Origin of the sequence: Methanolobus zinderi, assembly GCF_013388255.1 — an archaeon.
Taxonomy (GTDB): domain Archaea; phylum Halobacteriota; class Methanosarcinia; order Methanosarcinales; family Methanosarcinaceae; genus Methanolobus; species Methanolobus zinderi.
Map to the genome: position 1 here is coordinate 124,938 of NZ_CP058215.1, position 21,873 is coordinate 146,810.

Below are 21,873 nucleotides of genomic sequence, written 5' to 3' on the forward strand. Positions count from 1 at the left end.
ATTTAAATAATATAGTTCATTGCAGGGAATACAAATTTATACCTTCAGGTGATTGAGCCCGGCAGGTAAAGAGAATATGATATTTGAAAAGATCCATACTGTCCCCACATCAGACGAACTGGTGGACAAGGCATTCAGAAGGGCAACCAGGGCCATGGCCGGGAAGAAGATCACAGGCAGAGACACACGTCTTAAGGCTAATGAGTCCATGGTGCTGACCTCTGCGAACATACTCACGGACAATCTGGCAAATATTGTCCGCCGCTTTCCCACCTTTGAGGATCTTCCACCCTTTTACTACGAGATGGCCGACATACTGGTGGGTGTTGATGAACTGAGAAAAGCCCTTGCCAGAATAGACTGGGCCAGCTCCAAGATACATGAAGTAGCCAGGGAACACGTGGGCATGATGCGCCGCACAAAGGATCCGGTGGCCATCAGAAAACAGTGTTTCGGACGTATCGGATCCATCATGAAATCGATCGATAAGGAACTCAGGTTCCTCAATGATGCACGTAACAGACTCAGGAAACTCCCTGACGTCCATAACGAGCCGACCATTGTGGTTGCAGGCTATCCGAATATCGGAAAATCCAGTTTTGTTTCCATGGCAACCGGGGCAAGACCTGAGATCGCTTCCTATCCCTTTACCACAAAAGGCGTGTCCATCGGACATTTCATGGTGGGAAACGACAGACACCAGGTAATGGATACTCCAGGACTCCTGGACAGGCCTATGTCTGAAAGGAACGAGATAGAACTCCAGGCCATAACAGCACTCAAGCATCTCAATGCAGTGGTACTCTTCATAATAGATGCCTCGGAAACATGTGGCTATGAGATCCATGAGCAGATGCACATGCTTGAAGAGGTAAAAGAGCAGTTTCCACTTCCCCTGCTTGTTGTTGCGAACAAGTCGGACCTTCCCCAGTTCAGGGAACTTGATATTGCGGACATGCAGATGTCCACGGCCACAGGAGAAGGAGTACATGAAGTCCTTGACAGGCTGATTGGGATGATCCAAGAAAAAGAGTTAGAAAACTCTTGAATATATTTTGCTTATTTTTAAAATGGTATAAATTGAGAATTTGATGCTCAAAGAACATCTTCCATTATTTGCAGGGCTTTCTTTATGTTCTCCTGGGAAGATGCATATGAGAGACGTATATAGCCTTCTCCGCCATCACCGAAAGCTGTTCCCGGAACCACTACTACACCGTTTGATATCAGCTTGGTTGCGACCTCTGTTGAGTTCTCGACCTGCGGGAATGCATAAAAAGCACCTTTTGGAAGATCACATTTCAAGCCAAGGGAATTAAGTCCCTCTACAAGGATGTCCCTGCGCTGCCTGAACTCATCGCGCATCCTAATCACAGGATCAAGTGGACCGTTGAGGGCGGCAACTGCTGCCTTCTGTGCAATGGAATTGGCACATGCCTGTACATACTGGTGAACCTTTAGCATCTGTTCCGTGTACTCTCGCCTGGCAGCCACATAGCCAAGCCTCCAGCCTGTCATGGAATATGTCTTGGATACGGCATTGACCGTGACCACATTATCAGAGAAGCGAGCGGGACTGACATGCTCTCCCTCGTAGATGAAATGCTCGTAGACTTCATCCGAGATAAGTGTGATATCGTGATCATCGGCAATCTCTGCAAAGGCCTTCATATCACTCTTGCTCTGCACCGCACCTGTTGGGTTTGAAGGAGAGTTGATAATGAACGCCTTTGTCTTCGAGGTGATACGCTCCATAACATCTTCGGGCCTGATGGTCAGGTCGTCCCCAAGTGGAAGTGAGGAGACTTTTCCGCCCATGATGCCCACAAGGGCATTGTATGAGACAAAGCCAGGGTTTGCTATCATCACCTCATCCCCGGGACCTACAATCGAAGCAATGGCTATTTCAAGCGCCTCTGATGCGCCTGATGTAACAATGACCTCATCGGGAGATACGCTGAGATCATTCTCCCGCTCGAACTTGGAACTGATGGCCTCACGAAGTTCCTGGATACCTGCTCCATAGGTATAAGCTGTAAAGCCATCGTTTATGGCATCAATAGCAGCCTGTTTTATATGTTCCGGAGTGTCAAAATCGGGCTGCCCCAGACCAAGATTGATAGCATCCGAGCCTGCGGCTTCGAACATCTTCCTTATTCCGGAGATATCTATATCCAGTACCCTTTGTGCAAACTTCTGAGCGCCCATCATTATCACCTTACTCGATATTGGTGTGCCTGGATTTAAGGTCTGCTTCGGATGCGCCCGTGATATAGATCAGCTCTGCGATAACAGCATCAAGGAAAACGCTTGCTGAAGTTTCAAAAGAAGTACCCAGTGGTGTCAGGTAAGTATATTCACCGCGCATGTGACGTTCAAGGTAGCCGCCGATATCTTCCTTGGCCCTTCCGGGCAGCTCTACGACAACATCCGCAAGGTCTCCGAGTTTGGACTCCTTGTTGGAAGTGATGGCCACGACCTTGGCACCGATATCCTTTGCTACCTTTCCGAGGTCGGCAACCGAGCGCGTCTGGCCCGAACCGGATATGGCGATAATAACGTCTTCATTGCTTACGGCAGGTGTTGTTGTTTCTCCCACAACATGGGACGAGAGTCCGAGGTGCATAAGTCTCATGGCAAAAGCTCTGCCCACAAGACCTGACCTACCGGCTCCCAGGACGAAAATGCGTCTGGCTTCCAGAACCTCTGTCAACATCTCCTTGATAGAATCATTATCGATCTCACCTGCCAGTTTTTCGAGGTGTACTGCCATGAGCAGGATAGAGGATTTTAGATGTTCACATTCGGTCATATCTATTTCTTTCATAATCTGATAACCTCACATAAATAAAAATGGGATAACACTATTCATTACTCTTATCTTTCAGATCTTCTTTATAGTGAATGTTCTTGATCTTCCAGTCTTCGATATTACTGAGTTCTTCATACAGACGCATGATATCGGAATCATCGCCTGTCCAGTAGCAATCCACAACTGTGTTCTCATTCTTAAGTTCTCTGGTTACAGAACCTGCAAGATTAAAAAGAGCTTTCTTACTGGAAAAAGGAACATGGAATGTAGTTCTGTAACCTTCCTTCGATCTGGCATAGGATACCAGCACATACCCGTTACTTTCAAACTCCGTGATCTCATCGAAATCACAGATAATATCCAGTTCATGGACTGCAGCCTGATCTATCTTGGCAATACCAAGGAAGATCTGACCGATGACCACATCAGGCACCTGACGTCCGAACCAGATGGATATTTTTCCGTATGTGCAAACTACATTCACGTCATCTCTTCCCATCTCAAAGGAAGAGAGGGAGAGGTGAGGAGATATCAGACTCTCATTGTTTTCTTTAGTCCTCATTTAAGGTTCACGCAATCATTTTTGGTTGGAGACAAGAGCACTTATCATGTTGCGGTCCTTCTTCAAGGTCTTCAACTGGTCCGCAGGCCCGATAACCGTCAGCCTGGACTTTGTGGAATTCTTTTTCAGGATCTTACCCAAAAAGGAAGTATCAACCTCTGAAGGATAGCTCTCCATCTCAATACCTGAAAAACCGTCAGGTTCTATAAATGTCATTGTCATCTCGATAAGACTTGCCTCTTCCTCCGGACTCAGGCCCTTCTCAAGGACAAGTATCTTACCTTCTTTAACCTCATCAATAATGAATCTGACCTTCTCGACCGGAGTCATCTCGGAAAGCCTGTGCTCTGATATCAGATCCATCTGGAAACCCTGCACCATGGTCGATCACCCAAACCTCTTTGCAATTTCTTCATACAGAGTATCTATGTTCTTTCCCTCCAAGGCTGATATAGCAACCATTGGATGTTGCGGGAAAGCATCCCTGATGGTCGAAGGGGATGATTCGGGCAGGTCCACCTTGTTGGCAACAATCAGGAGAGGAAGAGTACGTGCTTCCATGTTTCCGATCACAGTCACATTTACCTGAGTGAAAGGGTCCTCGGTAGCATCCATCACAAGGATTACACCATCCAGGTTCTCAAGCCATTTAACAGCCTCGATCACACCTTCTGTGGCTTCCTTTGCTCTTCTTTTTGATTCGGTCTCATCCATACCCTGCTCCATAAACTCATGGAAATCGATCTTGGTAGCCAGTCCCGGAGTATCGATAATATCAAGGGTAAGTGAATTGCCGTTGGCCTTTATCGTTACGCCTTCCCTTCTTCTTGCCCTTCTGGTCTCATGGGCCACATGTGAGACAGAGCCCATGGCATCGCCTGTCCAGTCCCTGAGTATCCTGTTGGCAAGAGTGGTTTTTCCGGCGTTTGGCGGACCATATATTCCAATACGCGCATTTTGCTTTTTAAACAGTTTATTAAAAAAGTTTGCGAAATTCTTTTTGAATTTTTTTATTACACCCATTCATTCCCTCCGTGCATCGGATGTTAGGATTTTTGAATCCTTTTTCCTAGTATAAACAATCATTGACATATATTTCTTCTTATATATGACTGCATCAATAATAGTATTACGAAACGATCTGTATTCTGAAAGACCATTTTCCCGAATGGCCATAATTACATTTTCTGATTCACCATTGCAGAATTTATTGCTATTTCAGCTATATTCGAGCCGTAGTCCCCTGTCCTGTCAATACTGTCAATAACAGTTCCCATGGCAACTATAGCCTCGCTAGAACTAAGTTTCAGGCTGGCCTCGTTGAGTTTTTTGATCAACGGGGACATCTTTTCAACGCTTTCGATCACCTGGTTGGCAAGATCGACATCGGAATTATACAGAGAATCAATAGCATCCTCCACAATTTTGCGGGACAGATCACTGGTCTTCTCCACCATGGACATGATATCATCAGGTATCGGTTCCTTGAGAGAGAACGTGACCTTGGCGATCTTGCGGGCATGGTCCGCTATACGCTCAATGGGACCTGCTGCCATTCTCAGGTCATGGTATTCATCTATGGAGGTTTCCGCCGCATCCGGCAGCTTGGCACCCCTGAGAACCGCCCTGTACTGTTTTGCTATTAAAAGGAATAAGCGATCGACATCATCGTCACGGTGATCGATATCAAGTGCAAGATCGTTATCAAGTGTCTTGATTGCTCTTATGGCATCCATATGCATGGAGTTCGAGATCAGGAACATGCGACGAACACTCTTCTTTATTGATATCTCATCCGGATTGAGCAGATCCTGGATAACAACCTTTTTAGCTGTTTCCTCAATGATCTCCGGACCTATCAGTTTATAACACATTTCCCTGATAGTATTTTTCTGATCCGCAAGTATCCTGTCGGCCTTGATCTCTATTATATCGGAGCCCACAAGATATGCTGCAATAAGATCCCTTTTCAGGACATCCCCTATCCTGCCGCTTACATCTATACTGCATTTCTTGATAGGAGGAGAATCATGAATGGGATCAATAACAAGTTTCCCGTCCGGTTGAGGGTGTAATGTGATCCTGCTTCCTGTTTTTATACCTACTTTGTCCGCCCAGGGTTTCGGAAGAGAAATTATATATGTAGAACCACCTGTTTGCTGAACCTTTCTTGTTTCTATTTTAATCCCTCTTTTTTTCAATCGTTATTTTGAGAATATATAGAACACCTTGTCCTATATATAGGTGTTCTTTTGATGGGGAGAACAATATATAATAAAAGCAAATATTATATTTTATGGACCATATAAAAATCAGCCCAAAGGATATTTTTCTCTTAAGAAAACTACTACCTTTTATCTGTCTTGCAGTACCCTGGGAATTCTATTTCTATACCAGCGATTACTCAACAGGATGGGGTATCAAGTTTTCCATCTTCTATGCTAACTTTGATGCCCAGTACGGAACGCTCTTTGTCGATATCATGAAGCAATTAACACTGCTCTCATACGGAGGTTTTCTGCCATCGTTAAGAACCGTTACCTGGTCAATGGCAGCTCTTTTGTGTATAATTGTTGTTTTCTATGAGCTTTTCAGAGAAAATATAGAAATAAAACTGAGTATGCAAACTACCGGGATATTACTGCTTATAGGTGCATTCCTGACATTGGTCAGCTCCGTAGCCGTGTGGAACAGCACTTTTAAAACCATACCAATTGCCCCGATATTCTTTGCGTGCAGCGGATATTTATTGCTTCATATGGGTAAAAAGACAAATGCAAAAAAGATAAACCAATCTTAAGTTCAGGAGAAGATCTTATACTCTTCATGTCCTATTTTTACCCCGATACCACCCTTTACAGGGTATGCCGGTGCAAGAATAAGCATGGCAATAGACTTCCATCCCATCATAACATCAACAGCGCTTTCCGATATATTCTCAATGAAGGCCTTTCTTATCGTTAAGGTTATTTCCTCAGAAAAAGCGTAAACATAGCTCCGGTCGAAAGAGGATACCGATGAAAGCACAGCAGTAATTATAGAATTTATATCGTCCGGAGAAATATCTTCAGGACCAGCAATATCACATAGATGGATCTTCAGGCCTTTTGAGTCCATCCAGTAATATGAACCTCCCTCCCCTTTAAGGTAGACATAATCCTGATCCAGGCAGTTCTGGTCAAAAGCCAGAGTCACCGCGGAATTTGACCTCTTCTTATGCAGAAAATCCTTTTTAGAAGCAAAAGAAGCTGCTTTTTTCGGAGTGGTATGAACAAAAGCCATTTTTCACACATCTTACATTTTTTATAAATAAATATAATATCATTCAACATTATAATGTCTACTGATAGTTATTTTATTTGACCATTGGTCTTTGAGATATATATATTAATCTTAAGATAAGATTAGTTTAATCGTATAATATAATTTACAGATGCAATATAATGCTACCAAAATTATATATACAATAAAATTATAGTCCGTTTATTAAAGTAAATCAGGCAGAAAAAGCAACAATAACACTGTCTGCAATTACCCGGCAAAAAGAGTAATACTCTTTTTTTGACGTGGCTAGTTATATCTATGCAATAATACTAGTTTAATGGTATAATATTATACTGAATAAATAATATTACCTGGTCTTACGCCATTTGCTAGTATGAGTTCAAATGGCTTAATAACCCTACCGGACGTTTTACTCAATAAACACGTACAGAACAGCTTATTTGCAGACAAGAAACTGATAGCCACCCTTCACCTGTTGAAAAGTTCCCTGCTTGTGTCAATTTCAGGGGCTCTCAGGATATATATAGCTTTTTTACTTATCCAGGCAGAATATATTGCCCTTCACTGTATTGCAGGAGGACTGATCATATACTCGGTCTATACGCTTGACAGGGCGATGGGTGTTGAAGAAGATGCGGTTAACAGAACAGAGCTAAAAGGTGCATCCGCCAGAACAGCTCTTTTCATATCGCTGATATGTTTTATAATCGGAGCACTCGTCCTTGCCACCGGCGGACTTCTTGCAATTGCATTCTTACCTCTTGTTACAGGATACCTCTACACCAAGGGTCTGAAAATAGGTAGATTCAAATTAAGACTCAAGGGTAGTATGGGAGTTAAGAACACTGTTGTCGGCCTTTCCTGGGGAGCTTTCATTGCAGGAATTGCCGGTGCTTACTCAGCAAATCTACTCCCTACCGTACTGGTCTTCCTCTTCTTCGGTACAAAACTTTTCATAAACTCCACTGTTTACGATTTCAGGGACATAAAAGGTGATTTCCTCGCAGGTATCAGAACACTGCCTGTAGCTCTCGGAGAGCAGAACACAAGAAGACTACTCTTTTGTATGCACGTGGTTTCCCATGCAGCATTGTTGTTCTTCCTGCTAAACGGAGTTATCGGATTCGAGCCGATCGTATTAATATACAGCCTGCTGGCCGGCATGATCACTATCAGGAACTTCACACATCAGGCAGAAGTAGAAAGTGCGTCTGAACAGACAAAGAGGTTATTTCTGGTAGACGGAGAATCAAGTTCAATTGTAGGTTTGAGAACAATAACAGGCCTGGTACTCTGAACATATATCATATGGAAGTGATCTTTCGGGCCTTTTTCCTGTAATGCTCGAAAAGGTCATTTCCCCATTTAATTGCCGATTCATCATGGCCCACAAGATCATGGCGGGGGTCATAGGAACCATTGGAAAAGAAAAGTGACATTGAAAAGAAGCAATCTGTCACAACAAAGGCAAGTTTCACATCATCAATAACATAGAGTTCCGATTCAGGAGAGGAAAGGAAAGTCTCAATTTTATCCCTGTGCTCCATTATCACCTTGACAAAAATATTCTCGGTTAGTATAAGGGAGGTGGGAACATTGTTGCTTACAAGCTCAATAAAGAAATCCGGATGGCTTGGTATGAAAATAGATGATATGCCCTTTAATGTGCTTGATCTGGCAATGTTTTCCTGGAATACTTTATGAGATTCGTATATATTCTCGATACTATCGGCCATCACTTCACAGCCTTTAAGCTCTGAGAGTTTCTCAAGTGAGGACTGCGGAATATCATCCAGGATATGTTCTTTCCAGAATTCCTCGTTCTTCTCTATTGTACCCAGAATATCCAGGAAAGGTCTGAAATGTTTTATTATCGCCCTGCCTATGGGCGTAATGGAGTAGACCTTGTCATCCTTGGAGATCAGATTAGAACTTTCCATCTCTTTGAGTCTTGGAAATATCTCAGGCGAGGATACATTGAAATAATCCTTTATATCCGAAAGGGTTTTTGGTTCTTCTTCAAGCAAAAAAAGAATATCCTTGCGTTTTTCCGAAAAAGTCAGTGTACTGAGTAACCCTTTTGATCTCACTGTATCACACCAGCCGACCTTAAATCAATAAACAATCATGTAAAATATACTTCCGTAGAATGGAAGTTCTGATAGTTTATATATTTAATCAATGCTAAAAACTGAAACCGGCAGTAAAACCCTTTTCAAGTGTGGATTTTAAACTAATATTCATATAAACCTGACCCCATGATAAAAAAATAAACTGAAACGGTAATATTCCGCAAGGGAAGCCGTTCAGTGTAAGAAGTGTCTCATTCCGGTAAATATCATGGAAACACCAAGACGGTTGGCAGTGGCTATCACTTCTTCATCCCTGATGGAACCGCCTGGCGAGAGTATGTACTGAATGTTATTCTCAGCCGCATGCACGATGCTGTCATCAAAGGGGAAGAAAGCATCCGAAGCCATGACACACTTTGAGAGGATATCCTCACAATAATCATCAAAGGATACGTCCGGTTTTTCACGATCGTATATTACCTTAAGATTCTCTTTTGCTTTGGTGGCTGCAAGTTTCCTGATGGAATCCACCCTGTTGGGCTGTCCGGCTCCCATTGAGAGCATCATATAGCAGCCCTCATCATACTCGTATGCAAGGGTTACCGCGTTGGATTTTACACATTTACATGCGTGAAGACAGAACTCGGACAGAGACCGCAGCTCATCAGGATATGGTTTTTCGGTTACCGTTTCCCATTTTTCATAGATACCTATGTTACGGGTCTGTTTCAGCATTCCGCCAAGCACATATTTGTATGTTTCCTGAACCTCGAATTCCTCATTCAGCTCAGGAAGCTCAAGCAGTCTCAGGTTTGCACTCTTGTTCTTCAGGTATTCAAGGGCATCCGGCTCAAAGCCCGGAGCAAGGATGATCTCGATGAACTTTCCGTTCAAAAACTCTGCGGATTCAAGGTCAAAAACCGTGTTGCTGCAGATAATACTGCCATATGCCGATATGGGGTCGCCGTCCCATGCAGAGCCAAGTGCCTGATAAAGTGTGTTGCCGGTTGCAAGGCCACATGGGTTGTTGTGCTTTACAATGGCAATTGCAGCTTTTTCCTGCCCCAGTTCCTTGACGGTCTGCAGAGCATTGTCAGCGTCTATATAATTATTATAGGACAGCTCCTTTCCGTGAAGCTGTTTTGCATTTGCAAGAATTGGACCGGATGCGCCTGCTTCTGTATAGAATTTAGCCTCCTGGCGCCAGTTCTCACCATATCTGAGAGTAACGCCATCATTGAAGTTCATACGCAGGACTTCCTCATCCAGCAATGCCTTGCTCAGGTATGTATCAATTGTAGCGTCATAATCAGCAGTATGCCTGAACGCCTTGACAGCAAGAGCTTCCCGTGTTTCCTGAGAAACTATTCCACTTGAGCGCAGCTCCTTCAGAATGGAACCGTAGTCTCCGGGATCGCAGACAACTGTTACGTATTTAAAGTTCTTTGCGGCCGAACGCAGCATGGTCGGTCCGCCGATATCTATATTCTCTATGGCTTCCTCGAGGAGAACGCCTTCTTTTGATACTGTTATTTCAAATGGGTACAGGTTCACGGCTACAAGGTCGATAAGTTCGACATTCAGTTTCTCAGCCTCTCCCATATGGTCGTGGTCGTCACGAACACTGAGAATGCCACCGTGTATCATAGGATGAAGAGTCTTTACCCTACCACCCATCATTTCCGGAAAACCGGTGACTTCTGAGACATCTGTAACCTCTACACCTGCATCACGAAGTATGCGTGCAGTACCACCGGTTGAGATGATCTGTATGTCAAGTTTTTCGAGTCCACGTGCGAAATCCACGATGCCGGTCTTATCAGAAACGCTGAGCAGTGCTCTTTTTACCAAAAAATCACCGAGATAGAATGGGGACAATAATGTATAAGGTTTCTGGTTGCATATTTGCTAAAATAAAAAAATATCGGCAGAGGAGTAAGTATTTCCCTTCCCATATCATGAGTTGAACTTGATCACCGGACAGACCTCGATACACCTGCCACAGTGTGTACACTTATTACCAATAACGGCAACTCCTTTTTTCAGGCGGATCCCGTTATCGGAGCATTTTCCGATACATACACCACAACCGCTGCAAAGCAGTGCCCTGCGGATCGAGAATTCTACTTTGCGCATCAGGGACCTTGCCTTCTTATCGGTATCGCTGCGGGCAGTGACCGTCCCGGAAGCAAACACCTGGGCACGGTTCTCCTCACCCTGAAGCAGGGAGATCACACCCTCCATATATGCGGGTTTTCCCACAGCTTTGAGCATACCCGTGTTCTCCAGCTTTTCCAGATCAATGGCAGTATCAAAGCTGCCTTCGGCGGAAATACCGCCCTGTTTACAGGGACGATAGCCCGATGTTACACTGAAGTTCAGTTTTCCTGAATCGCTGCTTTTTGGAACAAGGTTTATTCCCTTCTTTTTAGCTATCTCACGAAGTTGTGGAGGAAGCTTTTTCCAGCGCCAGAAACCATGCCGGACCCATTCCTCGGACAGCCCCATACGTTCAGCATAGGAAAGCAGGCAGTCGTTCAGCCTCTTTTCCATCTCAGGGTGTGTTTCCTTGAGCCTCACCAGATCGGCCAACGAAGATGAGGGACACAGCCAGCAGCCTATACGATCGAAGCCCTCCTCGTACAAGGGATTGTAGGGCAGGTCATGTTTGAAAATATAAAGCCATACGTGCATTGCCGTCCAGTTCTGGATAGGTGCTGCAGCCACCTGATTGCCCACCCAGGGATTCTTCCAGACACTCTCACTTTTTGCACGTGTGTCTGACTCGTACTTTCTCTGGCCTATGAATGTAAGGCAGCCGTTCTCATAGTTATCATCAATTATCTGAGTTATTGGTCCCAGTTTACATACCTTGCAGCACCAGCGTACCTCTACACTTGGAGGACCGAAATTGTCTACGGAATTCCAGAAGGCTTCCCCTGCACTGATAGACCTCAGGGGTTTGTCATAATATTCGGCAACATCAAGTGCGTTCTGTACGGTTTCCGGGAACTCGATGCCAGTGTCCGCGAACAGAAGCTCGTAGTCGTCAAGACATTCGCTTACAAGGTGAAGCACAGCCAGACTATCCTTACCACCCGAATATGATACCGTAACAGGGCGGTCGATCGAGGAAGAAACATTATTTATGAATTTATGAGAGCGCTCTACAAAGTCCCGGATGTACTTTTCGTTGGCCTCTACTGCCATATCCCATGTCTGGCCACCTTCGGGAACCATGATGTCGGCCGGAATTTCCTTGAATCTCACTTTTACGGCAACACCCTTGCCCCTTTCAAGCATACGGGAGCCGTCCATTCGTGCACGGCCTGCGGCCAGTACCTCTCCGTCATCGTTCAGAACGACTACCTCGTCCCATTCCGCAATATCAGGATCAGCATCGCTCACTCCCGGCGCCAGCACACTTGCACCGCCAAGGATGAATTTTTCCGCACCCGGATCAATGACAACCCAGCTTTTCAGCGTATTCCTGTCATTGCCATCAAAAATCCTCCGGGCACCGTTTATCCTGAGCAGAAGTGTCCAGCGCAGGCGCTCGATCTCAAAACGAATATTACCGAGAACCTCACCGTCAACGATTATCTCATCCATACGGTCATCATATGGGGATTTGTTCAGGACCACAACCCTGTCGTCATTTATGAGAGGAGAATTGAACTGCTTTCTCGCAACCGAGTTTATCAGGTCGATCTCATACTGAAAGGCCGGACGTATATCCCCCGGAGGAGTTATGGTTACATGCTTTGTGCTTTCTCCGCAGGAACATTCTTTTCCGAGTACGGGAACATTGCAGGAAGGACACCAGTAAAGGAGTAATTCACCAAGATACAGAGGTTTTGACATTGTACGTCCTCAAGGGTCAATGATTAAATACCTTTTGGTGATGAAAAGCTGCAGATCAAAAGAATTTCGATGCCAGGGAAGACTTAACTTTGCACATTTCCAGATGGGCACAATCCTCACATAACGGACTTTCCTTCCTGTCCGGAAGAGAGCCATCTTTTATCTTCCTCAACCTGCCCAGAATCTGAAGTACCTGCCTTCGATCGTTTGAGCGGATATTTACATATCTGATACTACCTTGTCTGGAATAGATCACGATACCGGATCTAACAGGAGTACCGGCACTCTCTTCCATGAGAATTGCAAGGGAAGTGATATGAAGACGATCCTTGCTCCATACTCCCAATTCAGGGCAGTTCCCGGTTTTGACTATCACAGGAGACAGAGTGTCATCAGTTTTGGCAACAAATCCGGGGATTCCGCTAAGATTGAGTTTTTCCGAATGGAACAGGTTTCCCGGCTCCGCAGAGAGCAGTTGCTCATATAGTTTGCCTGCGTTCTCATCTTCAATGAAAAGAGTAAGGTTTTGTTCCATTTCAGGAAGATATGACCTTGCTTCTGAGATAGCTTCTTCCAGCATATCCGAACTCAGATCTGCAAGCTCTTCGGGATATATAAAAGATAATTCATCTTTTACTTCTGAGAGCATGAATTCCAGATCATCCATAATACCATCGTCTTTTGACGAATATGTTTTCAACAGATCGGGAATTTTCAGACCCATCTCTTTAAGCAGCAGGTGCCTGATGTAAGAAACTGTGGCATAGGGGACGATCTCATGCCCGTGACAGGAGTAATAGACCTTCCTGGGACATGTCAGATACAGTGCGATTTCAGAAACATTTACCCCTATTTTATGCCTTTTGAGAAACATATTTTTATAGTGGATACAGGACATACTATATATAATTGGATGATTTGTATCGAGGCCGTCAAAACCAAATCGGCAATCAACGAACTAGTATTCGTTAAATATATATGTGAATCTAGCCTTAGGAAAATAAAGCATGAAGGAAGACGAATCGCATAGTATGGTTCGCCAGCGTCTTGCAGAAAAGATGGCAGGCGAGATTACCCTGTCAGAAAAACCTGGTGAGGCATTAAAGAAATGGCGGTTGAACTTCGAGATCGCTCAGACAGACCTCTCAGGATATCTGAGTGTGTCGCCTTCAGTGATCAGCGACTATGAAAGCGGCAGGAGGAAATCTCCCGGTACGCTTATTGTCAGCAGGATCGTTGAGGCCCTCCTTGAAATAGACGCACAGCGAGGAGGTCAGAAAATTCATGCTTATGAGGGGATGCTTTTCACAGAGAAAACATCAAAGGCCATTTACGCTACATACGAATACACGTTTCCCATGCAGATGGCAAAGCTTGCAAGCCTTATAGAAGCCGATGTCGTTCATAAGGGCATTGAAAAACCACTGTACGGGTTCACGGTTGTCGACAGTAAAAAAGCTATTCTCGAGCTTTCATCCCATGAGTTCCAGAAACTCTACGGATGGAGCACAGAGAGAGCACTGATATTTACAAAAGTGACCACCGGAAAATCACCGATGGTAGCAATCAGGGTCACAAACCTGAAGCCCGGGGCCGTCGTAATGCACGGTCTGCGTGGAAGCGAAGTGCATCTTATGGCTAAAAAAATGGCGGAAATAGACAGGATCCCTCTTCTTGCAACAACGATGGACATCGACAAAATGGTGGAAGCGCTGAAAAAATACAGCGAATACCACATAATGGAATAATTCTAAAACCAAAATAAATCAGAACGGTGTTAATATGAGTGTAGGGATAGTCTCATACGGTGCCTATATTCCCAGATATAGGATAAAAATAGAAGATATTGCCCGCGTATGGGGAGACGACGCTGAGATTTTGAAAGCGGGACTAAGAGTTAACGAAAAGTCAGTTCCTGATGTTGACGAGGATGCAGCCACAATAGCTGTGGAAGCTGCCAGATCAGCAGTAAGCAGGAGCGGAATCGATTCACAGAGAGTGGGTGCTGTGTACACAGGATCGGAAAGTCACCCGTATGCAGTTAAACCCACAAGTACGATAGTTGCCGAAGCAGTAGGTGCAACACCTGTACTGACCGCTGCGGACTATGAGTTCGCATGTAAGGCCGGAACAGCCGCAATCCAGACATGTATGGGACTGGTATCCTCAGGTATGATAGACCTGGGACTTGCCATCGGTTCCGATGTGGCCCAGGGAGCACCCGGGGACGCACTGGAATATACCGCCGCGGCGGGCGGTGTCGCATATGTTATCGGTAACAAAGAATCTGAGCTTACAGCTATTATTGAAGATACATATTCTTTTACAACAGATACCCCCGACTTCTGGAGGCGTGAGGGAATGCCATATCCGGAACACGGAGGACGTTTCACAGGTGAGCCCGGATACTTCAAGCATGTGACACATGCTGCAAAAGGACTCATGCAGAAGATAGGAACAAAGCCAGAAGATTACGATTATGCGGTTTTCCACCAGCCAAACGGAAAGTTCCCGGCACGTGCAGCTTCCATGCTCGGATTCAGCAAGGAACAGATACAACCGGGAATGGTGGTCACACGGCTCGGAAATACATATTCAGGGTCCTGCATGATGGGAATCGCGGCAACCCTTGACCAGGCAAAACCAGGTGACAGGATCTTTGCAACGGCCTTTGGTTCCGGTGCAGGTTCCGATGCTTTCAGCATCACAGTCACAGACAGGATAGAAGAGATACGCGACAGCGCACCTAAAGTTGAAGAACTGCTTGCCAACCCTACATATGTCGACTATGCAACATATGCCAGGCATAAGGGTAAGATCAGGCTTGCATGAGGTGAGATAATGAGAGATGTTGCAATCATCGGTGTAAAGAACACCGTTTTCGGAGAACAGTGGGACCGCTCCATCAGGGACCTCGTAGTTGAGGCCGGTGTCGGTGCCGTTGGAGATGCCGGGGTCACCGGCGAAAAGATAGATTCCATGTTCGTCGGTAACATGAGCGGCGGACAGTTCGTGGAACAGGAGCACATCGGTGCTCTTATTGCAGATTATTCAGGTCTTGCAAAGAACCTGCACGTACCCTCCACTCGTGTGGAAGCTGCCTGTGCATCAGGCGGATTGGCATTGAGACAGGGTATTTATTCGGTCGCATCCGGTATGGATGATATCGTCATTGCTGCCGGTGTGGAAAAGATGACAGATGTACCTTCACCAAAAGCTTCTACAGCACTTGCTGCAGCAGCGGACAGGGAATGGGAAGGTATCATGGGAGCAACCTTCCCGGGGCTGTACGCCATGATAGCAAGGATGCACATGCACAAGTACGGCACAACCAGTGAGCAGCTTGCAGCAGCCGCTGTTAAGAACCACCACAACGGCCAGTTCAATCCCATAGCACAATATAAGAACAAGATCACCATCGAATCAGTGTTAAAATCCATTATGGTGGCAGATCCACTGCACATCTTCGACTGCTCACCGATCACAGACGGTGCATCAGCCGTTGTACTGGCACCTGCGGATGTTGCCCATGAGTACACTGACACACCAATATATGTCAAGGCCACCGCACAGGCAAGCGATACCATCGCACTTCACGACAGAAGGGATATCACAACCCTGGATGCATCTGTAGTGGCAGGTAAGCGAGCATACGAGATGGCAAAGATGAAACCCGAGGACATCGACCTTGTAGAGGTCCACGACTGTTTCACCATTGCAGAGATATGCGCAATCGAGGACCTTGGCTTTGCAAAGAAGGGCGAGGGCGGAAAAGTGACCATTGACGGCGAGACCGCAATCGGAGGCAGAATACCTGTGAACACCTCCGGAGGACTGAAGGCATGCGGACATCCTGTGGGTGCAACCGGTGTCAAGCAGGCAATTGAGATAGTCGAGCAGCTCCGTGGAGAGGCAGGTCAACGCCAGGTTGAAGGCGCAGAGGTAGGAATGACCCACAATGTTGGTGGATCAGGTGCAACTGCTGTTGTACATATATTCTCGAGGAACAGGTGATCACGATGTCAGTACCAAGATTTTGGAGAAAGCAGATCGCCAGGTATAATCTGGTAGGTACGCACTGCAAACAATGCGGAGAATATTTCTACCCGCCACGTAATGTCTGCCCTGCATGCAGGCGTGAAGGAGAGATCGTGGATTTCAAGTTCAGCGGAAAAGGAGAGCTTGTTACCTACACCGTAATCCACACGGCAGCAGAAGGCTTTGAGGGACAGACACCCTATGTCCTTGCCATTGTGCAACTTGAGGAAGGACCCAGGCTTACAACCCAGATAGTGGGCGATGTAGAGGATATGAGTATAGGTATGAAAGTAAAGCCTGTGTTCAGGAAGCTCGGACAGAGCGGAGAACGCGGTATGATATACTATGGCACAAAATTCGTTCCGGCATAAATGATAGAAATTGAGGTCAAAGCCCGTGCCGATCACGAGCAGGCAAAAGCAGTGCTCACAGGCATGGGCGCGGATTATATAGGTGTCCAGCATCACTACGACACCTATTTTAATGCCCCGCACAGGGATTTTGCAAACACGGATGAGGCACTGAGGATACGCTCCGTCGACGGCAGATCCGTATTGACCTATAAAGGAAAGAAACTGGACACCACAACAAAAACACGCAGGGAGATCGAGACCGAAGTTGACGGCTCAAGCGCACGCAGCATTCTGCTTGCCCTTGGATTCCACGAGTCCGGCGTGGTCAAGAAGACAAGGGAGGTCTTCAGGTTCAAGGGCCTCACTATCTGTCTTGATAAGGTAAAAGACATCGGTGAGTTCATAGAAGTGGAAGTAACCGCCGAATCGGAGATCGAATTCCACAACGAGCGCATATTTGCTTTCCTGAAGAAATTCGGAATCGATGAAAAGGATTCCATCAGGACCTCTTATCTTGAGATGGTGCTGGAGAAGTGTTCGGAAGAGTAGGATTTCATTAGATAATGTTAAATAACGTTATTTAACATTGTTTAATTACAGTGATATCAATGGTATTAAAGACTTTTAATGTGGATGAAGACACATACAAAGAGTTCTCCGCTTTGTGTAAGTCTCATGGAATGAGCATGAGTAAACAAATACAAATGTTCATGGAAAGCGTGATATCCGAGGACCCGGAAGCAAGTAAGGAATATCTGGAAAAGCTCGGCAATATAAGAAAAGGGAAATTTGTCCATGTTTCTGATTTTTCTGAACGCTACGGATAGAAACTATGGGATATAACGTTGTTGTATCTGAAATTGCCGACAGGAAATTTATGAAGCTTGCTAAGAAGAATCCCAAACAGATGGGAATCATCGGCAAGAAGGTGCAACAGATTATCCAAAATCCCTATCGTTACAAACCATTACGCGGTGATCTGCACGGTGCAAGAAGAGTACATATTGACTCCTCTTTTGTACTTATCTATGATATAGATGAGGATAACAAAACAATCAGAATCCTTGATTACGATCACCATGATGTGATCTATTAATTTATTTTGAAGCTTCATTCTATTATGTACTGCATATTGAAAAACCTTAAATACAATTCATTTTTAAATTGCATGTATGAAATACAAATTCTCTGCAACAATTCACAAAGAAGAAGACTGGTACGTATCATGGTGCCCTGAGCTGGATGTAGCAAGTCAGGGAAAAACAGTAGAAGAAGCCCTTGTGAATTTGCGAGAAGCTGTAGAGTTATACCTTGAAGACGAAGATGTTTCAATACCAAAGGAAACTACTTTTTTGACCACCACTTTTGAGGTTTCCTATGACAAAGCTTCCCGTCCTGTCAGCACATGAGATCATTAAGGCTCTGGGAAGTGAGGGTTTTATTAAATTTAAAGAATAGTAAAACAAATCCCAAAAAATTAAAAAAAGGACAGATCACAGCCCATCCAAAAAAAAGAGAAAACAAGAATCCGGGTTCATCTGATACAGGAACCCGGACCCATGTCCTTATCGGTTGTCAGCAAAGATACGCGCTCACCTGCATCCGCTGCCAACAGCATTCCCTGAGACTCGACACCGCAGAGTTTCACAGGCTTGAGGTTGACAAGCACGTTAACAGTCTTGCCGACCATCTCCTCGGGCTTGTAGTATTCTGCCAGTCCTGCGACAACCTGTCTTGGTTTCTCGTCGCCGATATCGACCTCCAGGCGCAGGAGTTTCTTTGATTTCTTGATCTTCTCGGCGGTGATGATCTTACCTACCCTGATGTCAAGCTTTGCAAAGTCATCGTATTCTATTTCGTCCTTGTATTCCTCGATCTCAATTTCCGCCTTACCCGCTTCCTTTGCCATGGCTGCCTTCACGCGCTTTGAGGAGATGTCTTCCATTTCCTGTATCTTGTCATCCTCAAGCTTTGTGAACAGGATCTTTGGCTTTTCGAGCTTTGTGCCGCTTATCACTGCAACGGTTGCCTGTTCGTAGGTTTCCTCATGCACATCGGAATCCATGCCGATCTGCTTCCAGGCGGTCTCCATGCTGCCCGGGGTCATCGGCTCGAAGAGCAGTATCAATGCCTTTGCAAGCTGTATGCAGTTCTTGATAACCTTGCCACAGGCTTCCTTATCTTCCTTAATGAGCTTCCAGGGCTCGTTTGACTGGAAATATGAATTTCCGTATGAAGCAAGAGACATCGCAATGTCGGCCGCCTTCTTGAATTCGTAATCCGCATTTGCCTGAATGACATCTTCGGTTGTGGACACGATCTTATCAATCACCTCGGGATCCATATCACCCTCGGGAATCTCTCCGAAGTTCTTGTACGCAAACAACAGGTTCCTGTACAGGAAATTACCCAGTACACCCACAAGCTCGGTGTTTATCTTATCCTGGAAGATCTTCCACGAGAAATTGACCTCTTTCGTGTGTGAGGTGTAGCTTGCAAGGTAATACCTGAGAAGGTCCGGGTGGAAACCGTGGTCAAGGTAGTCTTCCTCAACCCATACCACATAACCGCGACTCTTTGAGAAGGTCTTGTCCTCTATCTTCAGCATGCCGGATGCAACAACCGCAGATGGCTGGCTGTAGCCTGCTCCCTTAAGCATTGCAGGCCAGAAGATACAGTGGTGGTAGATGATGTCACCGCCAATGAAGTGTACTATCGGAGAGTCGCCTTTCCAGAACTTCTCCCAGTCACCGCCGGTGGCCTCTGCCCATTCTTCCGTGAATGCCATATAACCGATAGGTGCATCCACCCATACGTAAACAACAAGATCATCGTGGCCCGGGAATTTTACTCCCCATTCAAGGTTCCTTGTGATACACCAGTCCGTCAGCTCCTGCTTGACCCATCCCAGTGCATAGTTGCGTGCATTCAGGGTACCACCAAGGTTTTCCAGATGCTCAAGGAGGAAATCCCTGAACTCGGAAAGCTTGAAGAAGAAATGTTCCTGTTCCTTATATTCCGCAGGTCCCTGACAGATGGTACAGACAGGGTCCCTTAGCTCACCCGGTTCTAAGTGCTTGCCACATCCCTGGTCACACTCGTCACCACGTGCCTTTTCCTCGCAGTGAGGGCAGGTTCCCGAAACATACCTGTCAGGCAAGAAACGATCACATTGCGGACAATAAGCTATCTCTATGATCTTTGGATAAACGTAACCTCTGTCAATGAGCTTCTCGACAATATCCAGTGTACGATTGTGATTTGTTTCATCGTCTGTTGTTCCGAAGGCATCGAACCTGACGTCCATTTTCTTGAAAATTTCGTCAAAATGGACATGATATTTCTGAACGAGTTCTTTTGGTGTGATCCCGAGCTCCTCGGCATTTACAACAATAGGGGTACCATGGGTATCGGAACCACAGACAAACGTAACTTCCTGTGAGTTCTTTTTCAGGGATCTCACATAGATATCCGCAGGAATGTATGTCCTGAGATGACCCACATGAGCTTTCCCGTTGGCATACGGAAGGCCGCATGTTACAAGTACGGCTTTATCAAAGGGGATATTTGGCATGTATTTTCTCCGTAAAGATATGATCAGTATATCTGATGTTGATTGCCTGCAATTATAAAATATATTTCGCTTGCAAAGCACACAAGCTTTTTCAACATTCAGGCTCATTTTATGATGAGGATGGTAATTTAGTGATGAGCGGAAAATATCCCGATAGCAGTGAAGGATCTTCGGATGACACTGAATATCATACATATCCATATTCTTACTCAGAATCAAAAAAGGATGATACGATCCAGAACAATTCACCTTCAGAAATGCCGGAAGAAACAGCATCAACCGGTATAACGGGCAGAGAGCAGACGCCGGAAACTGAGAAATACCGGGGTGCGGATGAAAGTAAAAATGAAAGAGCCAATACCTCAAATAATACTTATTCCGGCCCCCCAGGACCCGAAAAAAAGAGCCGCAAATGGCAGTATCTGGCAATAGTAGCCGTTCTTCTCCTGGTTATCGGATCAAGTTTTGTGATAATCTTCCAGGCCTTTGGCGGAGGCCTGTATGCACCGACAGATAAAGTTGCAGTAATCTACGTACAGGGTACCCTTCTTACAAGCAGTGTGCCCGGTGGCCTTGGATATGCAACATCGGAAGACGTGGCTGAAAGCATAAGGGATGCAACCGCCGATGAGAATGTGAAGGCCATAGTGCTGCGTATCAACAGTCCCGGAGGCTCTTCCACCGCAGGTGAAGAGATATACACCGAGGTAAGAAGGGCAAGTGAAAGCGGTGTACCCGTAGTCGTATCCATGGGAGATGTGGCAGCAAGTGCAGCCTATCATGTATCAGCACCTGCAGACCTTATAGTTGCCAATCCATCCACAATGACAGGAAGCATCGGCACCATATGGATGTTCGAGAACCTTTCGGGCTACTATGATCAGGAAGGTATAGATTACTACATTGCCAAATCCGGTGAGTTCAAGGACATGGGAGGTTCATGGAGAGGTCTCACGGAAGATGAAAAGGAGTATGCAAACCTCGTCGTTGCCCAGGTATACTCAACCTTTGTGGAAGATGTGGCCGAAGGCAGGGACATGAGCGAAGGTGAGGTAAGGGACCTTGCAGACGGCAGAATATACACCGGTGAGACGGCAATGGAGCTCGGACTGGTTGATGAGATGGGTAACTTCTATTATGCCCTTGACAGGGCAGCGGAACTCGGAGGAATCGAAGGTGAGCCGACCATTGTTTACATGAACAGGCCGACACTCTCAAGCCTGCTCTTTGGCTCTGAATCCAATACATCGGCAGCAATCGAACAGTTCCTGAGCTTCTATGAGGAAAGTCCGTATGGAAAGATAGTCTGAGGT

The 21,873-nt window shown here is 45.6% G+C and carries 24 protein-coding genes; 12 read left to right on the forward strand and 12 right to left on the reverse strand.

Features of this window, described 5'->3' with window-relative positions:
* Positions 1 to 76 precede the first annotated feature (76 nt).
* Positions 77 to 1,048 carry an NOG1 family protein gene (locus tag HWN40_RS00610; protein ID WP_176963943.1) on the forward strand — a complete coding sequence of 324 codons (972 nt, stop codon included), beginning with the start codon at positions 77 to 79 and terminating at the stop codon, positions 1,046 to 1,048.
* Between the two features lie 47 nt (positions 1,049 to 1,095).
* On the opposite strand, the gene HWN40_RS00615 is transcribed toward HWN40_RS00610, so the two are convergent.
* The 6 genes from HWN40_RS00615 to HWN40_RS00640 all read right to left on the reverse strand — a co-directional run bounded on the left by HWN40_RS00615 (position 1,096) and on the right by HWN40_RS00640 (position 5,575).
* The gene (locus HWN40_RS00615) at positions 1,096 to 2,208 is read right to left on the reverse strand and encodes a pyridoxal phosphate-dependent aminotransferase (protein WP_176966218.1); all 1,113 of its coding nucleotides are present in this window, start codon (positions 2,206 to 2,208) and stop codon (positions 1,096 to 1,098) included.
* Between the two features lie 10 nt (positions 2,209 to 2,218).
* Positions 2,219 to 2,827 carry a 6-phospho-3-hexuloisomerase gene (gene hxlB, locus HWN40_RS00620; RefSeq protein WP_176963944.1) on the reverse strand — a complete coding sequence of 203 codons (609 nt, stop codon included), beginning with the start codon at positions 2,825 to 2,827 and terminating at the stop codon, positions 2,219 to 2,221.
* A 37-nt stretch (positions 2,828 to 2,864) separates the two neighbouring features.
* Complete coding sequence (locus HWN40_RS00625) at positions 2,865 to 3,374, reverse strand: hypothetical protein (protein ID WP_176963945.1); 510 nt, start codon at positions 3,372 to 3,374, stop codon at positions 2,865 to 2,867.
* A 15-nt stretch (positions 3,375 to 3,389) separates the two neighbouring features.
* Positions 3,390 to 3,737, reverse strand: a complete 348-nt coding sequence (locus tag HWN40_RS00630; RefSeq protein ID WP_176966219.1) for a DUF2073 domain-containing protein — start codon at positions 3,735 to 3,737, stop codon at positions 3,390 to 3,392.
* A gap of 24 nt (positions 3,738 to 3,761) precedes the next feature.
* Positions 3,762 to 4,397 carry an Era-like GTP-binding protein gene (locus tag HWN40_RS00635; RefSeq protein ID WP_176963946.1) on the reverse strand — a complete coding sequence of 212 codons (636 nt, stop codon included), beginning with the start codon at positions 4,395 to 4,397 and terminating at the stop codon, positions 3,762 to 3,764.
* Positions 4,398 to 4,552: 155 nt separating this feature from the next.
* The gene (locus HWN40_RS00640; RefSeq protein ID WP_246275942.1) at positions 4,553 to 5,575 is read right to left on the reverse strand and encodes a phosphate uptake regulator PhoU; all 1,023 of its coding nucleotides are present in this window, start codon (positions 5,573 to 5,575) and stop codon (positions 4,553 to 4,555) included.
* A 95-nt stretch (positions 5,576 to 5,670) separates the two neighbouring features.
* Between HWN40_RS00640 and HWN40_RS00645 the strand changes: the two genes are divergently transcribed.
* Positions 5,671 to 6,174: a hypothetical protein gene (locus HWN40_RS00645; RefSeq protein ID WP_176963947.1), complete on the forward strand. Its 504-nt coding sequence runs from the start codon at positions 5,671 to 5,673 to the stop codon at positions 6,172 to 6,174.
* A gap of 2 nt (positions 6,175 to 6,176) precedes the next feature.
* On the opposite strand, the gene HWN40_RS00650 is transcribed toward HWN40_RS00645, so the two are convergent.
* The gene (locus HWN40_RS00650) at positions 6,177 to 6,656 is read right to left on the reverse strand and encodes a hypothetical protein (protein WP_176963948.1); all 480 of its coding nucleotides are present in this window, start codon (positions 6,654 to 6,656) and stop codon (positions 6,177 to 6,179) included.
* 376 nt (positions 6,657 to 7,032) lie between these two features.
* On the opposite strand from HWN40_RS00650, the gene HWN40_RS00655 reads away from it, so the two are divergent.
* Positions 7,033 to 7,956, forward strand: coding sequence for a UbiA family prenyltransferase (locus HWN40_RS00655; RefSeq protein ID WP_176963949.1), 924 nt, complete (start codon positions 7,033 to 7,035; stop codon positions 7,954 to 7,956).
* Positions 7,957 to 7,963: 7 nt separating this feature from the next.
* Here the strand turns inward: HWN40_RS00655 and HWN40_RS00660 are convergent, their stop codons facing one another.
* From HWN40_RS00660 to HWN40_RS00675, 4 genes are all read right to left on the reverse strand, one after another.
* Positions 7,964 to 8,749, reverse strand: a complete 786-nt coding sequence (locus HWN40_RS00660) for a helix-turn-helix transcriptional regulator (protein WP_176963950.1) — start codon at positions 8,747 to 8,749, stop codon at positions 7,964 to 7,966.
* Between the two features lie 216 nt (positions 8,750 to 8,965).
* Positions 8,966 to 10,582 carry a bifunctional phosphoribosylaminoimidazolecarboxamide formyltransferase/IMP cyclohydrolase gene (gene purH, locus HWN40_RS00665; protein WP_176963951.1) on the reverse strand — a complete coding sequence of 539 codons (1,617 nt, stop codon included), beginning with the start codon at positions 10,580 to 10,582 and terminating at the stop codon, positions 8,966 to 8,968.
* Between the two features lie 105 nt (positions 10,583 to 10,687).
* Positions 10,688 to 12,595: a phosphoadenosine phosphosulfate reductase domain-containing protein gene (locus HWN40_RS00670; protein ID WP_176963952.1), complete on the reverse strand. Its 1,908-nt coding sequence runs from the start codon at positions 12,593 to 12,595 to the stop codon at positions 10,688 to 10,690.
* A gap of 55 nt (positions 12,596 to 12,650) precedes the next feature.
* Positions 12,651 to 13,469, reverse strand: a complete 819-nt coding sequence (locus HWN40_RS00675) for a CRISPR-associated protein Cas4 (RefSeq protein ID WP_176963953.1) — start codon at positions 13,467 to 13,469, stop codon at positions 12,651 to 12,653.
* Positions 13,470 to 13,602: 133 nt separating this feature from the next.
* On the opposite strand from HWN40_RS00675, the gene HWN40_RS00680 reads away from it, so the two are divergent.
* The 8 genes from HWN40_RS00680 to HWN40_RS00715 all read left to right on the forward strand — a co-directional run bounded on the left by HWN40_RS00680 (position 13,603) and on the right by HWN40_RS00715 (position 18,395).
* Positions 13,603 to 14,343 (forward strand): helix-turn-helix domain-containing protein, encoded by a 741-nt coding sequence (locus HWN40_RS00680; RefSeq protein ID WP_176963954.1) that lies wholly within the window; start codon positions 13,603 to 13,605, stop codon positions 14,341 to 14,343.
* Positions 14,344 to 14,377: 34 nt separating this feature from the next.
* Positions 14,378 to 15,427, forward strand: a complete 1,050-nt coding sequence (locus HWN40_RS00685) for a hydroxymethylglutaryl-CoA synthase (RefSeq protein ID WP_176963955.1) — start codon at positions 14,378 to 14,380, stop codon at positions 15,425 to 15,427.
* A 9-nt stretch (positions 15,428 to 15,436) separates the two neighbouring features.
* Entirely contained in the window at positions 15,437 to 16,609 is a 1,173-nt protein-coding gene (locus tag HWN40_RS00690) for an acetyl-CoA acetyltransferase (protein ID WP_176963956.1), read from the forward strand.
* Positions 16,610 to 16,614: 5 nt separating this feature from the next.
* On the forward strand, positions 16,615 to 17,004 hold the full coding sequence (locus HWN40_RS00695; protein WP_176963957.1) for a Zn-ribbon domain-containing OB-fold protein: 390 nt from the start codon (positions 16,615 to 16,617) through the stop codon (positions 17,002 to 17,004).
* On the forward strand, positions 17,005 to 17,535 hold the full coding sequence (gene cyaB / locus HWN40_RS00700) for a class IV adenylate cyclase (protein ID WP_176963958.1): 531 nt from the start codon (positions 17,005 to 17,007) through the stop codon (positions 17,533 to 17,535). It begins immediately after the preceding gene.
* A 137-nt stretch (positions 17,536 to 17,672) separates the two neighbouring features.
* Positions 17,673 to 17,813, forward strand: coding sequence for a hypothetical protein (locus HWN40_RS13490; protein ID WP_246275943.1), 141 nt, complete (start codon positions 17,673 to 17,675; stop codon positions 17,811 to 17,813).
* A 5-nt stretch (positions 17,814 to 17,818) separates the two neighbouring features.
* The gene (locus HWN40_RS00710) at positions 17,819 to 18,082 is read left to right on the forward strand and encodes a type II toxin-antitoxin system mRNA interferase toxin, RelE/StbE family (protein ID WP_176963960.1); all 264 of its coding nucleotides are present in this window, start codon (positions 17,819 to 17,821) and stop codon (positions 18,080 to 18,082) included.
* Positions 18,083 to 18,158: 76 nt separating this feature from the next.
* On the forward strand, positions 18,159 to 18,395 hold the full coding sequence (locus HWN40_RS00715; RefSeq protein ID WP_176963961.1) for a type II toxin-antitoxin system HicB family antitoxin: 237 nt from the start codon (positions 18,159 to 18,161) through the stop codon (positions 18,393 to 18,395).
* A 125-nt stretch (positions 18,396 to 18,520) separates the two neighbouring features.
* On the opposite strand, the gene metG is transcribed toward HWN40_RS00715, so the two are convergent.
* Complete coding sequence (metG, locus tag HWN40_RS00720) at positions 18,521 to 20,560, reverse strand: methionine--tRNA ligase (protein WP_176963962.1); 2,040 nt, start codon at positions 20,558 to 20,560, stop codon at positions 18,521 to 18,523.
* Between the two features lie 134 nt (positions 20,561 to 20,694).
* Here metG and sppA point away from each other — a divergent pair, with 134 nt between their 5' ends.
* A complete protein-coding gene (gene sppA / locus HWN40_RS00725; RefSeq protein WP_176963963.1) occupies positions 20,695 to 21,870 on the forward strand; it encodes a signal peptide peptidase SppA in 1,176 nt (391 codons plus the stop codon).
* The last annotated feature ends 3 nt before the right edge of the window (positions 21,871 to 21,873 follow it).

Bases quoted from the DNA above. Each gene is read 5' to 3' on its own strand.
- HWN40_RS00650 (WP_176963948.1), bottom strand. From the start codon at position 6,656: ATGGCTTTTGTTCATACCACTCCGAAAAAAGCAGCTTCTTTTGCTTCT.
- HWN40_RS00685 (WP_176963955.1), top strand. From the start codon at position 14,378: ATGAGTGTAGGGATAGTCTCATACGGTGCCTATATTCCCAGATATAGG.
- HWN40_RS00645 (WP_176963947.1), top strand. From the start codon at position 5,671: ATGGACCATATAAAAATCAGCCCAAAGGATATTTTTCTCTTAAGAAAA.
- sppA (WP_176963963.1), top strand. From the start codon at position 20,695: ATGAGCGGAAAATATCCCGATAGCAGTGAAGGATCTTCGGATGACACT.
- HWN40_RS00680 (WP_176963954.1), top strand. From the start codon at position 13,603: ATGAAGGAAGACGAATCGCATAGTATGGTTCGCCAGCGTCTTGCAGAA.
- HWN40_RS00715 (WP_176963961.1), top strand. From the start codon at position 18,159: ATGAAATACAAATTCTCTGCAACAATTCACAAAGAAGAAGACTGGTAC.
- HWN40_RS00630 (WP_176966219.1), bottom strand. From the start codon at position 3,737: ATGGATCTGATATCAGAGCACAGGCTTTCCGAGATGACTCCGGTCGAG.
- HWN40_RS00625 (WP_176963945.1), bottom strand. From the start codon at position 3,374: ATGAGGACTAAAGAAAACAATGAGAGTCTGATATCTCCTCACCTCTCC.
- cyaB (WP_176963958.1), top strand. From the start codon at position 17,005: ATGATAGAAATTGAGGTCAAAGCCCGTGCCGATCACGAGCAGGCAAAA.
- hxlB (WP_176963944.1), bottom strand. From the start codon at position 2,827: ATGAAAGAAATAGATATGACCGAATGTGAACATCTAAAATCCTCTATC.
- HWN40_RS00670 (WP_176963952.1), bottom strand. From the start codon at position 12,595: ATGTCAAAACCTCTGTATCTTGGTGAATTACTCCTTTACTGGTGTCCT.
- HWN40_RS00655 (WP_176963949.1), top strand. From the start codon at position 7,033: ATGAGTTCAAATGGCTTAATAACCCTACCGGACGTTTTACTCAATAAA.
- HWN40_RS00615 (WP_176966218.1), bottom strand. From the start codon at position 2,208: ATGGGCGCTCAGAAGTTTGCACAAAGGGTACTGGATATAGATATCTCC.
- HWN40_RS00635 (WP_176963946.1), bottom strand. From the start codon at position 4,397: ATGGGTGTAATAAAAAAATTCAAAAAGAATTTCGCAAACTTTTTTAAT.
- HWN40_RS00690 (WP_176963956.1), top strand. From the start codon at position 15,437: ATGAGAGATGTTGCAATCATCGGTGTAAAGAACACCGTTTTCGGAGAA.
- HWN40_RS00610 (WP_176963943.1), top strand. From the start codon at position 77: ATGATATTTGAAAAGATCCATACTGTCCCCACATCAGACGAACTGGTG.
- HWN40_RS13490 (WP_246275943.1), top strand. From the start codon at position 17,673: ATGAGTAAACAAATACAAATGTTCATGGAAAGCGTGATATCCGAGGAC.
- HWN40_RS00675 (WP_176963953.1), bottom strand. From the start codon at position 13,469: ATGTTTCTCAAAAGGCATAAAATAGGGGTAAATGTTTCTGAAATCGCA.
- HWN40_RS00695 (WP_176963957.1), top strand. From the start codon at position 16,615: ATGTCAGTACCAAGATTTTGGAGAAAGCAGATCGCCAGGTATAATCTG.
- metG (WP_176963962.1), bottom strand. From the start codon at position 20,560: ATGCCAAATATCCCCTTTGATAAAGCCGTACTTGTAACATGCGGCCTT.
- HWN40_RS00710 (WP_176963960.1), top strand. From the start codon at position 17,819: ATGGGATATAACGTTGTTGTATCTGAAATTGCCGACAGGAAATTTATG.